Here is a 15,124-nt window from a genome sequence, read left to right as displayed (position 1 = left end):
ATACCGCCTAATTGCTTTAACTGATAATGTCACTTATCGGCCACTTATAACCAAACCGTATAAACACCTTGATTTTATCTCATTTAGTCGCAACTAGGAATAAGTCTGTGCTCAGCCGCTTGAATCTCAAAAGTCGTGTACTGTATTTCACTTTACTCCCTGCTGCTTTACTAGCTATGAGCCTAGGTGTTGGCTTTATTTGGATGCTGGTTAATCAAGCAGAAGCCCAATTAATGCAGCGCTCCTACATTATTGCTGAGCAAACCGCTCGATTAAGCAATGTAGCATTAGCCCAGAAAGATACTGAAACCTTACATATCTTAGCCCAACAGATATTAGGTAATCATGATGTGCGCGCTGTTCACTTTCATGATGCCCATGGAAACCCCATTGTTAAAGTAGGTCCAGCCACTCAGCATAAAACCAGCTATTACAGTAGTAGCCTACAAATTGTAAGCGGCTATCAATATTCAATGCTGATTTTACCGATTTACCCACTCCACACCGAACCTTTAAGCGCAGCTCCTATAGACCAACCTCTAGGCTGGCTAGAGCTCGAAGTTTCACATATAGCTACTTTGCTAGATAGCTATCGTATTGGCCTAATTACTTTAATTATCATTTTGCTAGGCCTTGCCATTTCAGGCTTTCTTGCTGCACGCTTTGCCGAAAAAATGATTAAGCCATTACGCGCTATTACTCATAACATCTCACAAATTAGTGCTGGAGACCTTAGTACGCGTATTGCTCCTGTGGGGTGCCCTGACTTAGACCAACTAGCTAAAAAGCTCAATCAAATGTTTATTGCAATTCAAGATGCGCAAGAAGACATGCTAAATAGCATTGAACAGTCAACCTTAGATATTCGCCACAACCTTGAAACCATTGAAATACAAAATATTGAGTTGAATAAAGCGCGTAAAGAAGCCGTAGAGACCAGTCGCATTAAAACCGAATTTTTAACCAGTATTAGCCATGAAATTCGCACCCCGCTCAATGGTATTTTAGGCTTTACTAGCCTCTTGAAAAAAAGTGAGCTATCTAGTCGACAGATGAACTACCTGGATACCATTCAGACCTCAGCCGAAAACTTACTAGGCATTCTAAATCAGGTACTAGATCTTTCACGTCTTGAAGCAGGCAAAGTTATTTTTGAAAATATGCCCTTTAGTTTAAGAGATATTTTACATGACACTTTGATGCTACTTTCCACCAGCGCTCATGAGAAACAATTAGAACTCATTCAGCTCATTTATCAAGACACACCTAATAGTTTTATTGGTGACCCCCTACGACTCCAGCAAGTACTGACTAACCTAATCAGTAATGCTATTAAGTTTACCCATGAGGGGCATGTAGCAATACGCGTCATGCTAGAAGAGGAACAAGGGGACACCTCATTAATCCGCTTTTGTATACAAGATACGGGTATTGGCCTGCAAGAAAGCGAGCTAAAAAGCTTATTTGAAGCCTTTAAGCAGGTACATAGCAACATGCCCCATCATGCGCAGGGCTCAGGATTAGGCTTAAGCATTTCAAAGCATCTCATTGAGCAAATGGGAGGCGCTATTGGGGTTAAAAGCCAAGCGAATATTGGTTCAGAGTTCTGGTTTACCTTACCACTTAAAAAGTCTTTATCAGACGCAGAACCTACTCTTCTCTCACACTTAGAGAACGATTGTGTGATTACTTTCGAAGAGCATTTATTAGCGCGACAGAGCCTTCATTTACAGCTAAAAGAGCTGGGACTAACACCTATGGTTGCTGATGATTTAAAACATCTTGTGCAACAGGTTCAAGACTCTAAAAAGAGTACCTCTCCCATCCGCTACGCAATTTTATCAGTCAATACGCGTCGGCATTCTCCATATCTATTAAAAGATTATTTAGACACGTTAAAAGCAGAGCATTGTTTTACCCTACTCATTTGCTCAACTACTGAGTTAGAGGTCTATCAACAGCATTTATCAGACTATACGGCACAAATTTTTCATAAACCTGTTGCCTTACGTCAGATCCAGCAGCTGTTTCATCAACACTCCAGTCCGCTCTTAACTCACAAGTTAACAAGCCGTCAAATAAAGCCGTTAACCACTAACGCTATCACTATAATGTGTGTCGATGACAATGCAGCCAACTTAACTTTTATTAGCACACTGCTACAAGAAATGCATCTTAACGTCCTCAGCTTTAGTGATGGCTGGTCAGCATTTGAAGCCTTCAAGAGTAATACTCCAGATTTAGTCCTCATGGATATTAAAATGCCTGGCTTGGATGGCAAACAAACTATGCACAAAATGCGCGTTTGGGAAACAGAAGCAAACCGCTCACCGACTCCTATTGTGGCAGTCACCGCCCATGCATTTATTGAAGAACGCCGAGACTTAAAACAACGTGGCTTTAATGACTTTATTACTAAGCCTGTAAATGAACAAACATTAATTCAAATTATTTTAACCTGGACAGGCCATCTAATCACTCAGCCACACACAGCTCAAACCGATATCGCACTATCAAAAACTGCAGCAACCAATCATACGCCACAACTTGCTGTGTTTGATTTCTCAGAAAGCATTCAACTAGCTGGGGGGCGTAAAAAGTTAGCTTTGGACTTATTAGAGTTATTACTAGATTCATTGCCTGCTGATCGTGATTATATTCAACAAGCTCTAGCTGAAGGCGAGCGCGACAATTTACTGGAACGTATACATCGTTTACATGGCGCTACCAAATATTGTGGAGTCCCTCAGTTGCGCGCGCAATGCAAACTCTGTGAAGCTTTACTTAAAAAACCGGGCGGCGAGATTAATCAAGAAATAAACGTACTAATACACTGTATTGAACGTGTGATGTCGGAATGCCGTGGCAAAGTAAATCCGCTCAATCACTGATTGCGCTCAAGCTCAGACAAGCGTCGATTGAACTGCGTCTTATAAGCATCAAACTCTTGTTTCATGATTACTTTTTCTAAGTCCAAGCTTTTTTTATGCTGAGCCTGTAACTGCTCAAACTCCATTTTAAGCCACAAATTATCCGCTTTTAATGAGGCTAAATCAGCATGACTTTGCGACTCTTGCAATGCTTTTTCTAGCTGCTGCTCTATCTTTAAAATACGATTCACTAAAGCTTGCTGCTCGACATGAGACGACGAGAAGTCTGCTATATCTACGCTAAGTGTTGTCTGCTGCCTCTTGAGCTCTGATAGAAACAACTGTTGCCTGCTCAAAGAGTCTGCTAACTCTTGCATCGCTTCCTGTTTACTCTTTTGCTCAGTTTGTTGCTGCTCATATAACTGCTGCAACTGAGCTAATTTTTTTTGTATTTCTAACTGCTCAGCTTTCAGCTCTGCAAATGGCTGCTTTAACTTAGAAAGACTAATCCCCAAAGAGGCATGTTCCGCTTGTTGATTTTTAAGCAAGGTTAACTCTCGCTGCATGACGGTATATTGTTGCCCTTGCATTACAAATTGCTGTTTCAATTGTTTTAAATGTGATGTCAATAACTGCAGTTTTGCCGTAGCTTGTTGAATAGTCAACGCGAATTGCTCTTCATCAACCGCATGTCTCTGCTGTGTTATTTTTTCTGCCTTAAGTAAATACTGCTTTAACTGTTTAATGCTTTGTTGCTGCCAATAAAACCCAATGCAAACACTTATCAGTATAAGGCCCCCAGCAAGCCAGTACACTCCCCTCTTCTTAGTCCCACCTCTAGACCACTTGGAGGATAGACCAGGCCCTATATCAGCTAGTTCACGAGTAGTTAGCTCGCCAATAACGGGGTCAATAGGAGCTGTATCTTTATGCATGCAAGTCACCTAAATTGGATAGCACATTCTACCTTACGTACAAACCATTTCGAGTGTAACCTTCTATAGCTAGCCTCGCTATAACGCTTTCAAACAGCCTAAAAAAACTTAGGCCCTACACTCAAAAGTGTTATTGCTCAGTTCTTCTATTCCTAGGCCTCAGGAACTCTCACTGACTTAAAGCTATCTACTATTGAACAGCATCGTTTAAATGCACACTTAACGATCAACAAAAACAAAGATTATATTGCTAAAGCTATCTCATCGTAGCCAACAAAAAGGAAGTCTCAAGCAAGACACCTACAGGCTTTAAGCGCCAATATTTTGACCTGTGATTAACCAGTTTGTGTGAGCAATAGCCTTGCTTAATGCTACTTATACATGCTGCTAGCTACTAATAATCCTTTTGATTCGTGCATAAATTAAGCCTGCTCAAAAAGACCAAGCCATGCCTTAACCGACTGAGAATCCAATCATGATGAATGTATTAATTGCTCTCGACGCCCCTCTAGCAAAAGAGCGGTTATTGCGCCTTTTAAAGCAGTTCAACAGCTATAACGTTTTGACTAAAGAGGCTAGAAACAGCCAAGAAACCATTGATCTCGCTAAACAATATGTGCCTGAAGTTGTCTTGTTAGACTTCAACATTTCAGGACTTTCTGGACTAGAAACAGCCGCGCAACTTAAACAATTGAACCCTCCCCCTGCTGTTATTTTCTATACAGCGCATGATGAGTATGCCTTACAAGCCTTTGATGCCTGCGCTGAAGGCTATCTAGTTACCCCTATCCGGTTAGAGCAACTAAACAAGGCGTTAGATAACGCGGCTAAATTTATTCGACTACGACTCAATAAACAGAACAAAACTACAACAGAACATGGACGAACTCACATCTCAGCTAGAACCCACAAAGGCAATGAATTAGTTCCCATTAAGTCAGTTATTTGTTTTATTGCCGATAATAAGTATGTATCAGTCATTCATACCCAAGGAGAAGTCCTGATCGAAGACTCTTTAAAGTTCTTAGAAGAAGAACTGGGTGATCAATTTTTACGCATCCATCGCAATGCACTGATTAACTTAGATGCTGCTCAACGTCTAGAGCGAACCAGCAGTAACGCCTTACAAATTCACCTTAAAGGGCTAGACCACCCATTAAATGTTAGCCGCCGACATGCCAGCGCAGTCCGTAAAGCCATTGAAGAGCACGGCAGTTAAACAAGAATCCGGCATTCGTTGGCGCTGCCTGTTATCATTCGTGATTCTTGTATCCTTTATTTAGTTGTGTGACCTTGAGTGTCATGCTGTGCCGCACCGAACTGTTTGGATTGGATGTTTAACTATGTCATCTCGTGAAATTCGTATTGCTACTCGTAAAAGTGCGCTTGCTTTGTGGCAAGCCGAATTTGTTAAAAGTGAGTTAGAAAAAGCTCACCCGAATCTTAAAGTTAGCTTAGTCCCTATGGTTAGTCGCGGTGACCAACTACTGGACTCACCGCTGGCGAAAATTGGCGGTAAAGGCTTATTTGTTAAAGAGTTAGAGCTGGCGTTACTCGAAGACCGGGCAGATATTGCTGTGCACTCAATGAAAGATGTACCTATGCATTTTCCTGAAGGCTTGGGGTTATTTTGCATCTGTGAGCGCGAAGATCCACGCGACGCCTTTGTTTCCAATAATTTTTCTTCATTAGACGAGCTGCCCCAAGGCAGTATTGTCGGCACCTCCAGCTTACGCCGCCAAGCCCAACTACTAAAACTTCGCCCCGATCTAACCATTAATTTTTTACGTGGCAACGTGAATACCCGTCTCGCCAAATTGGATGCGGGAGAGTACGACGCCATTATTTTAGCTGCAGCGGGTCTACTGCGTTTAGGCTTTGCTGAGCGGATTCGCAGCTATTTATCGGTTGAAGATAGCCTTCCAGCTGGCGGCCAAGGTGCGGTAGGTATTGAGTGCCGCGTCGATGATGACGAACTGCATCAACTATTAGCTGTGCTACATGATCCCGATACTGCTGATCGAGTCACCGCCGAACGTGCCCTAAACACGCATCTTAATGGTGGCTGCCAAGTGCCTATCGCTTGCTATGCCGTACTCGAACAAGATCAACTATGGTTGCGTGGTATGGTCGGTCAGCCCGATGGCAGTCAGTTACTGATGGCCCAAGCCCGTGCTCCACGCACCCAAGCCAGTCAATTGGGGGTGCAGGTCGCTGAAGACTTACTCAGCCAAGGCGCAGGCGAGATTTTAGCCGCAGTTTATCAGGACGCTGAAACACCATGAGTGCATGGCGCTTATTGATCACTCGGCCCGCTGCCGACTGCGCTCTGCTAGCAGCGCAGCTGGCTGAGCAGCAAATTTATAGCAGCAGCTTGCCGTTATTGGCCATGCGCGAACTGGCTGAAACAGCCGCGCAGCGCGCGCTATTGCTAAATCTAGATCAATATCACGCCATTGTGGTGGTCAGCAAACCCGCTGCTCGCTTAATTCTTGAGCGCTTAGATCGTTATTGGGTGCAGCCACCGCTACACCCAACTTGGTTTACCGTAGGCGCGGCTTCGGGAAAGATTCTGCAACAACAAGGACTTGTCACGCACTGGCCTGATCCCCATGACGGGGATGACAGTGAAGCGTTGCTGGCCCTACCTAGCTTTCAACAGTCGCTAACCCAAGCAGTACAGCCACGGGTACTGATTGTACGCGGTAGTACGGGGCGTGAGTTTTTAGCTAATACGTTAAAAGCGCAGCAAGTACAGGTGGATTTTTTACCGATTTATCAGCGCTATCTGCCTGACTATGCAGCCGATGAGTTAATTCAACGTATCAACCAAGAGCAACTCAATGGAATTGCCGTTAGTAGTGAGCAAAGCCTACTAAATTTGCTAAAGTTAGCAGCAGATAAATGGAACCTCCTGCAAGCCATGCCACTTTTTGTGCCCAGTGCACGTGTTGCGACAACCGCCAAACACGCAGGCGCGCAGCAGGTTATTAATTGTCAGGGTGCAAGCAACCAAAAACTAATTGCCGCACTGCACCACTCTTCATCTTTATTAAAGAACAAGGATTAAGCCATGAGCCAAGCACCTAATTCTGAAACCAAGCCAGCTCAAGCGCCTACTGCAGCGACGGCCTCGAATCATTCCAGCAAAGATGCAACTGGCTCGCAATCAACCACTGCTCATACTGCACCTAGCGCTGCAACCACTCAGAGCACGGAAAAGTCAGCTAAAGGCCTCGCCAGCGCCGCTTTAGTCATCGCGATTTTAGGTCTAGGCTTGGGGGCTTGGGGCTTAAGCCAATCAAACCCAGCAGACAGCACTGTACAACTACAGTCAGAGTTACACAGTGCGCTAACAGCGATTGATGGATTAAACAATCAATTAGCAGAGCAGCAGAGCCTGCTCGAGCAACGCTTAGCCGCATTACCTAAAGCCGACGCGCTAGCCAAAGAGCGTCAACTAGTGGCGCACTTACAAGCTGATCAGCAAAAACTAGCGGAACGGGTCGAGTTAGCATTAGGCTCAAGTCGCCAAGACTGGCGCTTAGCTGAAGCTGAGCACTTATTACGGATGGCCAGCTTACGTTTGTCTGCCCTCCAAGATGTTAGCAGTGCTCGAGTGTTGATTGATGGTGCAGATCAAATCCTCTACAGCCAAAATGATCCTGCTGCCTTTGCCGCCCGTGAAGCGCTAGCAAAAAATCTAACCCAGCTAGATAGCCTAGCTAAATTGGATCGTACCGGTTTATTTGTGCGCTTAGGTGCACTACGCGACCAAGCTAAAAGTTTGGTTTCAGCTCTGCCTGAATTTCAAGCCGATGCCCCCAAATCAGCCACTAAGCAACCGACACGCTGGGAAGAATGGCAAGATGAAATGGCTAAATATGTGCGCATCAGCACTGAAACCGGTGAAGTATTGAAGCCGCTGCTGGCCGGCAAAAGTTTAACTGAGGTTCGTCTATCCCTTAGCTTAGCGCTGGAACAAGCGCAATGGGCCGCTCTAAACGGTGAAACCGAGGTCTATCAGGGCGCTCTCAAGCAAACCGCAGCTATTATTGATGAGTTTTTTAGCGCTGAAGATCAACCTGCTCAAGCCTTACGCAATCAGGTACAAGAACTTAGCCAACAACCTGTCAATCAGAAAATGCCTGACCTTTCTGCCGCAATCCACACACTGCAAACCTATATTCAGCAACGGGCACAACCTAAAGCAGCCACTGAACAAGAGGCTAATTAATTATGAAGCGCGCCTATTTATTTATTTTACTCGCCATCGTGATTGCCGCAGCCGTTGGCGTGATGATGACCCAACACACCGGTTATGTTCTGCTGGCTTGGAAAGGTTATCGTTTTGAGTCCAGTTTGTGGGTCTTTTTAGCTATTTTAGCGGTTATTGGTGTAGCGCTATATGCCATACGACTGTTACTCACTATGTTGCTAATTTCTGCTGGTGTTTTAAACCCTTGGTCGAGCCTCAATCGCCGTCGTCGCGCTCGCATTGCGGCCGAAAAAGGTATGCTTGAACTAGCTGAAGGTCGTTGGGAAACGGCTCTCCGCCACTTAAAACTAGCAGCCCGTGATAACCCACAGCCTTTAGTCTATCTACTTGGCGCGGCCCAAGCCGCTGAGCGCCTAGGTCACTCTGAAGAGGCTGAAAGCTATTTAGAGCAAGCCCTCGCTCGCCAGCCAAAAGCCGAACTAGCAGTAGCACTCACCCATGCTGAGCTGCAATGGTATAGGGATGATCGTTTTGCTGCCCAGGAAACGCTAATGGCCATGCAACATAATTACCCTACCAACAAAGAAGTCTTAGAGCGATTGCAGCATGTCCTGCAAATCCAAGAAGATTGGCCAACGGTTTTATCTTTACTGCCAGCGCTACGTAAAGCTAAAACCATGACCCCAGAGCAGCTCGATGAGCTAGAGCGCAAAGCCTGGATTGGGCGGATTGAGCAAAGCTGTGAGTTAGAAAGTGATCAACAACTTGCGCGCGAAAAACTGCAACAGGCATGGAAACAGCTCTCTAACTCGTTACGTCATGATCCTGCAATCTTAGCGGCTTACAGCTTTGAGCTACATCGTTTAGGCTCCAGTAACGAAGCTGAACAGCTACTACGCCAAGCCCTTAAACAGTCATTAAATAATCGTTTAATCGAACTCTATGGCCGTATTCCAGGCTCGGATCTCGCTAAACAACTACAGTTAGCAGAAAGCTGGTTACCACAACAACCGAACAATCCTATTTTATTACGCTGCTTAGCCCGCTTATGTGTAAAAAATCAGTTATGGGGTAAAGCTAAAGACTATTTTGAACGTAGCCTACAGCATGCCCGTCAAGCACAGACCTGTGTCGAGCTAGCACAGTTGCTCGGTGAGCTAGGTGAAACTCAGCGCAGTAATCAGCTGTTCAGCGAAGGCTTGCAGCTTACTGCAGGCAGCCAACAACTACCGGCCCCCTCCGATTCTTAATAACTTGTCAGCGCCTTATTCTTACCGCTAGGATAAGGCGCTTATATCCCTGCTGGTTATCCTTATGAGCACATCGTTTCGCCCGTTATTTATCCTTGGTCTTCTAGGCTGCTGCGGCCTGATCGCTGGGGCCTATTATTTGCAATATGTGGTGGGTTTAGAGCCTTGCCCATTATGTTATGTGCAACGAATTGAAGTATTTACCTTAGGTCTGATTTTTTTCATTGCAGCGCTGCATAATCCCGCAGCCTTAGGTCGTAAACTCTATGCTGCGGGCACATTAGTGGTTAGTGCTTTAGGTATGGCAACTGCTGGACGACAAATGTGGCTGCAAACCTTACCAGCTGATGAGTTACCTGCTTGCCTGCCCTCCATGGACTATATGATTCAAGCATTTCCTTTAATTGATGTGATTAACAAAACCTTACATGGCACAGCTGACTGCGCCAAAATTGATTGGACTTTTTTTGGCTTTAACCTCGCTCAACTAAGCTTTTTTAGTTTCTGCTTAATCGCTCTTTTCAGTCTCTTACTGATTCTGCGTAAAGCTTAGTCACTCGCCTAACTACGGGGTTACGCCTGTAGCTCAGGATTTATTTTTTCGATAAAATTCAGTTTTACCAAGGCACCCTTAGGTGCCTTTGGTTGACTCTACGACGAGTATTTTCATGATTCGAATTGATCAGCTGACGCTACAGCGCGGACCACTGCGCTTACTAGAAGACGCCTCACTGACCGTCCATCCCGGTCATAAACTAGGCCTGATTGGAGCCAATGGGGCGGGAAAATCCAGTCTCTTTGCTTTGCTGCGTGGTCAATTACAGGCTGATGCTGGCCATTGTGATTTACCCGCTGACTGGCGGATTGCTCATATGAAGCAAGAAGTCGATACCCTTGAGCGTAGTGCTATTGATTATGTGTTAGACGGTGATACTGAGCTGCGCCAAGTGCAACAGCAACTGCAAGTCGCAGAGGCAAATGCCGATGGCTTAGCCCTCGCTGGGCTGCATGCCAGCTTTGACGCCTTGCAAGGCTACACCGCTGACTCTAGAGCCCGCAAACTACTGGCTGGCTTAGGTTTTACTGAGGCGCAAATGGAACGCCCAGTTAGTAGTTTTTCAGGGGGCTGGCGAATGCGCTTAAACTTAGCCCAGGCTTTGATGTGCCCCTCAGATTTGCTGCTACTTGATGAGCCTACTAACCACCTAGATCTAGACGCTATTTTATGGTTAGAAAGCTGGCTGCAAAGTTACCCTGGCACCTTATTGTTGATTTCCCACGACCGCGATTTTTTAGATGCCGTAGTCAATCACATCGTGCATTTTGAACGACAAAAGCTGATTTTGTACCGCGGTGGCTATACGGCCTTTGAGCGTGCCCGTGCCGAACGCATCGTGCAACAACAGCAAGCCTTTGAAAAACAGCAAGCCCAGCGCGCGCACATGGAAGATTTTATTCGCCGCTTTAAAGCCAAAGCCAGCAAAGCCAAGCAAGCCCAAAGCCGCGTCAAAGCCCTAGAGCGTATGGAGGCCTTAGCTCCCGCACACTTAGACTCTCCGTTTAACTTTCGTTTTCGTGAAGCTGATAAAATCTCAATGCCGCTGCTAAGTCTCAAGCATGCCGATCTGGGGCATGGTCAGCAGACTATTTTGCAGCAAATTCAATTACAGTTAGTGCCTGGAGCACGCATTGCCCTGTTAGGTCCTAATGGTGCAGGTAAATCCACCCTGATTAAAACCCTGGTGCAAGAGCTGCCGCTATTAAGCGGTGAACTCACGCTGGGTGAAAACCTGGTAATTGGCTACTTTGCTCAACACCAGCTGGATGCCTTAGATATGCAGGCTAGCCCGCTATTGCATTTACAGCGTCTCGCACCCAGTGAGCGCGAACAAACCCTTAGAGACTTTTTAGGTGGTTTTGATTTTAGGGGCGAACGCTGCGATCAGGCAATTCACAACTTTTCTGGTGGTGAAAAAGCCCGTTTAGCCCTCGCTTTAATTGCTTGGGGCAAACCTAATTTACTACTGCTAGATGAGCCAACTAACCACCTTGACTTAGAAATGCGCCAAGCCCTCAGTATGGCTTTGCAAGTTTTTGAAGGCGCGCTATTACTGGTTTCCCACGATCGTCATTTACTCAAAAGTACCATCGATGAGCTGTACTTAGTGGCTAATGGTAGAGTTCAAGCCTTCGACGGTGATTTAGACGACTACAGTCGCTGGCTGGCAGAGTTCAGACAACAGCAGCTCAGTCCAGCGAGTGTGGCCTCCACTGAGGCAAGCAATAAAATTGATCGAAAAGCCCAACGTCAAGCAGCTGCTGCGTTACGCCAACAACTAGCGCCTTATCGCAAGCAAGCCGATAAGTTAGAACAGCAGCTGGATCAAACCCAAAATCACCTCCAGCGAATTGAGCAGCAATTAGCTAATCCATCAATCTACGAAACTGCAGCCAAGGATCAACTTAAAACCTGCCTCGCTGAGCAGGCTAAATTTAAAGCTGAAGCGGAACAACTCGAACTGGCGTGGCTCGAATGCCTTGAGCAATTAGAGGAGCTACAGCAACAATTGGAGACAGCTGAATGAATGAGACTTTTCAAGTCTGGGCTAATGATTGGCTAGGCATTTTAATTCCTGGTGGCAGAATTTTATTTATTATTCTGATGGCGTGGTTGATTCAACGAATTTTAACTCGCGCCTTCACTCGCATAGCCGAGCGTTATCACATGCCACCCAGCATGCTACTGCCACTGCGTGGGGCCATTCGCTGGCTGATTCTCGGTAGTGCCTTTATGCTCATTTTGGAACGCTTAGGGGTTTCTGCCAACGCGCTCTGGACCGCACTCACCGGATTTGTCGCCGTTGCTGCCATTGCTTTTTTTGCCGCTTGGAGTGTGCTCTCGAATTTACTCTGTGCAGCACTAATTTTTACCGTTGGCCCGTTTCGGATTGGCGACTATGTGGAAGTCTTAGAAAGTGCAGAAAAGCCTGGCGTTAAAGGGCGCGTGGTAGCTATTAATATGCTCTACACCACCCTAGAAGATATTTCCGAAGGTAATGCTGGTGCCTTACTGCAAATTCCTAATAGCTTATTTTTTCAAAAAATTATTCGCCGCTGGCGTGGTGCCAACGGTCCGCTTCCCTTAGCTGACAATGAGTAACCTGAAATGGAATGGCTAACTAATCCCGAAATTTGGGTCGCGTTCATTACCCTAGCCGCCTTAGAAATTGTGTTGGGAATTGATAATATTATTTTTATCTCGATTTTGGTCGCGCGCCTGCCCAAAACCCAACAAAAGTTAGGGCGTACCCTAGGGTTGGGATTAGCCATGATCACGCGAATTTTATTATTACTATCCATTTCTTGGGTGATGGGCTTAACCAAAGAGCTCTTTGTCGTCTTTGAACAAAGTATTTCTGGCCGCGATTTGATTTTATTCTTCGGTGGCCTATTTTTACTGTTTAAAAGTACCACCGAGGTATGGCATAGCGTTGAAGGCGAAAACGCTGAACAAACGGCCAAACCGTCAACTGGCGGCTTTATGGGGCTGATGCTACAGATTGCACTGATTGATATTGTATTCTCCCTCGACTCTGTCATCACCGCAGTTGGCTTGGTGCAGCATGTACCAGTCATGGTGGCAGCTATTATGTGCTCCGTATTGGTAATGATGTTAGCTGCTGCACCGATTAGTAATTTTATTGATCAACACCCATCACTTAAGGTATTAGCCTTATCATTTTTAATCGTGGTCGGCACTTTACTGATTGCAGAAAGTTTTGATGTGCATGTGCCTAAGGGTTATATCTACTTTGCGATGGCCTTCTCCTTAGCCGTTGAGGCGCTCAATATCACCATGCGGCAACGGGCGCTGAAAAAGAAAGGCAAAATCCTCAGCTAATTTCCGATTAATTACACACCACATGCAATATTTGCCGTGGTGCTTAGAGGCCCTGTAATGGAAGAAGTAATCGAGCTGCTCAGAGAGCGCTGTGAAGCAACACCGGTTCCCCTTGAACTCCCTGATGAAGAAGTTTTGGTGGAAATTCAAGAGGAAATTTTACTGCATATCCCTTATGATCTACGTCAATTCTTACTCACTGTCAGTGATGTGGTGTATGGCTCGATTGAGCCAGTCACCGCCAGCGATCCCAACTCCCACACCTATTTACCTGAGGTCACTGCCTTAGCTTGGGAGCAAGGCTTACCCCGTTATTTAGTGCCTGTCTGTGACACCGGTAGTCTAATTTATGCCAGTGATCCTGACGGGATTATTTATGCATGGGATTATGCCACCCAAGAACTCACCGATGAAGAATGGGAGTCGATCTGGGACTGGTGCAGTGAAGTCTGGCTCAATGCTTAAATTTGAGCTTATTTGTTAACTACTTTTGTAAAACTGAGATGATGATGACACCTGGAGCTTCAACCCTAAGCATGACCGTGTTAATGACCCCTGATAAAGCCAACTTTTCAGGTAACGTGCACGGCGGCACCTTACTTAAATACCTTGATGAAGTTGCTTACGCCTGTGCTAGCCGCTATGCCGGAAGTTACGTAGTAACCTTATCAGTGGATCAGGTGGTTTTTCGTCAACCGATTCATGTCGGTGAGCTAGTCACTTTTTTAGCCTCAGTTAACTACACTGGCCGCACCTCAATGGAGATTGGTATCAAAGTGATTACGGAAAATATTCAACAAAAACACGTGCGCCATACCAATAGCTGTTTCTTTACTATGGTCGCCATGGGTGAAGATCGCAAACCCGTGGCCGTTCCACCGTTAAATCCACAGACTCCAGAGCAAATTCGCCGCTTTAAAAATGGAGAACAACGTCGACAAATTCGCCTAGAGCTGAATGAACGCTACCGCGAAATTAATAAGAACGACTAATCGCTTAACTCCCTGTGCTCTTAGCACAGGGAAACCTTACACATATCGACTCTACTTGGTTTTATTCGACAAACGCAGACTACGCAAGCTGCGTTTAACGCTTTTCAAATGATTAACTAAATCAGGCCCACGTGCCATGGCAACGCCCATCGCTAGCACATCAATCACCACTAGATGAGCAATCCGTGAGGTCAGCGGTGTATAGATTTCGGTATCTTCTTGCACGTCAATCGCTAAGTTAATTGTGGCTAACTCTGCCAGCGGTGTTTCACTCGGACATAGCGTTATCAAAATCGCCCCTGTTTCACGCACCAAGTTAGCGGTGGTTAACAAGTCTTTCGAGCGACCTGATTGCGAAATACAAATGGCAACATCGGTTGGCTTTAAAGTGACCGCCGACATGGCCTGCATATGCGGATCACTGTAAGCCGCAGCGGTGAGCAATAAGCGGAAAAACTTATGCTGGGCATCAGCGGCGACTGCACCTGAAGCACCAAAACCATAAAACTCTACCCGTTGTGCTTGTGCCATTACTTTAATCGCCCGCTCTAAGGCGTCGACATTGAGCGATTCACGTACCTCCATCAAAGTGTGCAATGTAGTATCGAAAATTTTTAACGAAAAATCAGTAACCGCATCTGACTCTTTAATTTCAAACTGACCAAAGCTCGCCCCTGAAGCCAGGCTTTGCGCTAACTTTAGTTTTAAATCCTGAAAGCCAGCGCAGCCCACAGCGCGACTAAAACGCACAATGGTGGGCTCACTAACACCTACGGCGGCCGCCAACTCAGCCATCGAGCTATGCATCACATCCGCGGGATGCTGGAGTACATAATCGGCGACTTTAAGTTCTGACTTACGCAGAACCTCACGGGACTCTGCCACCTGCTGTAATAAATTCACGCAACCTACTCAACTTTAAATCAATATGTAGTGAGGCTGTAGTTATACTACAAA

The 15,124-nt window shown here is 45.8% G+C and carries 14 protein-coding genes; 12 read left to right on the top strand and 2 right to left on the bottom strand.

What is annotated here, in order from left to right; genetic code table 11:
- Positions 1–107: 107 nt before the first annotated feature.
- Entirely contained in the window at positions 108–2,891 is a 2,784-nt protein-coding gene (locus AKN87_RS10765; RefSeq protein ID WP_053103418.1) for an ATP-binding protein, read from the top strand.
- On the opposite strand, the gene AKN87_RS10760 is transcribed toward AKN87_RS10765, so the two are convergent.
- Positions 2,885–3,805 (bottom strand): coiled-coil domain-containing protein, encoded by a 921-nt coding sequence (locus AKN87_RS10760; protein ID WP_148561500.1) that lies wholly within the window; start codon positions 3,803–3,805, stop codon positions 2,885–2,887. The two genes, AKN87_RS10765 and AKN87_RS10760, sit on opposite strands and share 7 nt — an antisense overlap.
- A 478-nt stretch (positions 3,806–4,283) precedes the next feature.
- Between AKN87_RS10760 and AKN87_RS10755 the strand changes: the two genes are divergently transcribed.
- The 11 genes from AKN87_RS10755 (at position 4,284) to AKN87_RS10705 (ending at position 14,167) form a co-directional block, all read left to right on the top strand.
- Complete coding sequence (locus AKN87_RS10755; RefSeq protein ID WP_053103683.1) at positions 4,284–5,024, top strand: LytR/AlgR family response regulator transcription factor; 741 nt, start codon at positions 4,284–4,286, stop codon at positions 5,022–5,024.
- A 124-nt stretch (positions 5,025–5,148) separates the two neighbouring features.
- Positions 5,149–6,090, top strand: coding sequence for a hydroxymethylbilane synthase (hemC, locus tag AKN87_RS10750; RefSeq protein ID WP_053101121.1), 942 nt, complete (start codon positions 5,149–5,151; stop codon positions 6,088–6,090).
- Positions 6,087–6,875 (top strand): uroporphyrinogen-III synthase, encoded by a 789-nt coding sequence (locus AKN87_RS10745; RefSeq protein ID WP_053103416.1) that lies wholly within the window; start codon positions 6,087–6,089, stop codon positions 6,873–6,875. The genes hemC and AKN87_RS10745 overlap by 4 nt, the downstream gene beginning before the upstream one ends.
- Positions 6,876–6,878: 3 nt before the next feature.
- Positions 6,879–8,042 (top strand): uroporphyrinogen-III C-methyltransferase, encoded by a 1,164-nt coding sequence (locus tag AKN87_RS10740; protein WP_053103415.1) that lies wholly within the window; start codon positions 6,879–6,881, stop codon positions 8,040–8,042.
- A gap of 2 nt (positions 8,043–8,044) precedes the next feature.
- Positions 8,045–9,274, top strand: coding sequence for a heme biosynthesis protein HemY (locus AKN87_RS10735; protein WP_053103414.1), 1,230 nt, complete (start codon positions 8,045–8,047; stop codon positions 9,272–9,274).
- A 64-nt stretch (positions 9,275–9,338) separates the two neighbouring features.
- A complete protein-coding gene (locus tag AKN87_RS10730) occupies positions 9,339–9,827 on the top strand; it encodes a disulfide bond formation protein B (protein WP_053101116.1) in 489 nt (162 codons plus the stop codon).
- A 115-nt stretch (positions 9,828–9,942) separates the two neighbouring features.
- Entirely contained in the window at positions 9,943–11,859 is a 1,917-nt protein-coding gene (locus AKN87_RS10725) for an ATP-binding cassette domain-containing protein (protein ID WP_053103413.1), read from the top strand.
- Positions 11,856–12,434 carry a mechanosensitive ion channel family protein gene (locus AKN87_RS10720; protein ID WP_053101114.1) on the top strand — a complete coding sequence of 193 codons (579 nt, stop codon included), beginning with the start codon at positions 11,856–11,858 and terminating at the stop codon, positions 12,432–12,434. Before AKN87_RS10725 ends, AKN87_RS10720 begins: the two co-directional genes overlap by 4 nt.
- 6 nt (positions 12,435–12,440) lie before the next feature.
- Positions 12,441–13,175, top strand: coding sequence for a TerC family protein (locus AKN87_RS10715; RefSeq protein ID WP_053101113.1), 735 nt, complete (start codon positions 12,441–12,443; stop codon positions 13,173–13,175).
- A 57-nt stretch (positions 13,176–13,232) separates the two neighbouring features.
- A complete protein-coding gene (locus tag AKN87_RS10710; protein ID WP_053101112.1) occupies positions 13,233–13,640 on the top strand; it encodes an SMI1/KNR4 family protein in 408 nt (135 codons plus the stop codon).
- A gap of 44 nt (positions 13,641–13,684) precedes the next feature.
- Positions 13,685–14,167, top strand: a complete 483-nt coding sequence (locus tag AKN87_RS10705; RefSeq protein ID WP_053101987.1) for an acyl-CoA thioesterase — start codon at positions 13,685–13,687, stop codon at positions 14,165–14,167.
- Positions 14,168–14,218: 51 nt separating this feature from the next.
- On the opposite strand, the gene hexR is transcribed toward AKN87_RS10705, so the two are convergent.
- Complete coding sequence (gene hexR / locus AKN87_RS10700) at positions 14,219–15,070, bottom strand: transcriptional regulator HexR (RefSeq protein ID WP_053101111.1); 852 nt, start codon at positions 15,068–15,070, stop codon at positions 14,219–14,221.
- Positions 15,071–15,124 lie beyond the last annotated feature (54 nt).

It is taken from the genome of Thiopseudomonas alkaliphila (assembly GCF_001267175.1).
Lineage (GTDB): Bacteria > Pseudomonadota > Gammaproteobacteria > Pseudomonadales > Pseudomonadaceae > Oblitimonas > Oblitimonas alkaliphila.
This window is presented reverse-complemented; position numbering and strand designations above follow the sequence as displayed.